Source organism: Dellaglioa sp. CoH-57-MRSF-19 (genome assembly GCF_056781975.1).
Genome location: NZ_JBXAXW010000306.1, coordinates 1 through 251, shown reverse-complemented (window position 1 = coordinate 251; position 251 = coordinate 1). Strand labels below are relative to the sequence as shown.

General features: G+C 56.6%; 1 pseudogene. It reads left to right on the top strand.

The features are described from left to right. Positions 1-251 (top strand): annotated as a pseudogene (locus AC1RO3_RS09305) (hypothetical protein); the annotation flags it as partial.

The window sequence follows — 251 nt, the reverse complement described above, 5'->3', positions numbered from 1 at the left end:
ACGCTTGTCGGTGACGAGAACATCGCAAAGACCCTAATCAAGCTTGCGCCTGAAGTTTCGCATGCGGAACTGCGTGAGACCGTCAACGCCATCAACGGTGCATTTGATGCAGGCTATTCGCGGGGCGAAAAACTCGGTGGCCTCAACATCGTGTCCGTTCTCCCGCAGCCAACCATCGACAACATCCTGCTGGTTCTGCGCAACGGCAAGAAGGGCAGTTTCGAGCTGCGCGTTGTGTCGCTGACGGAACA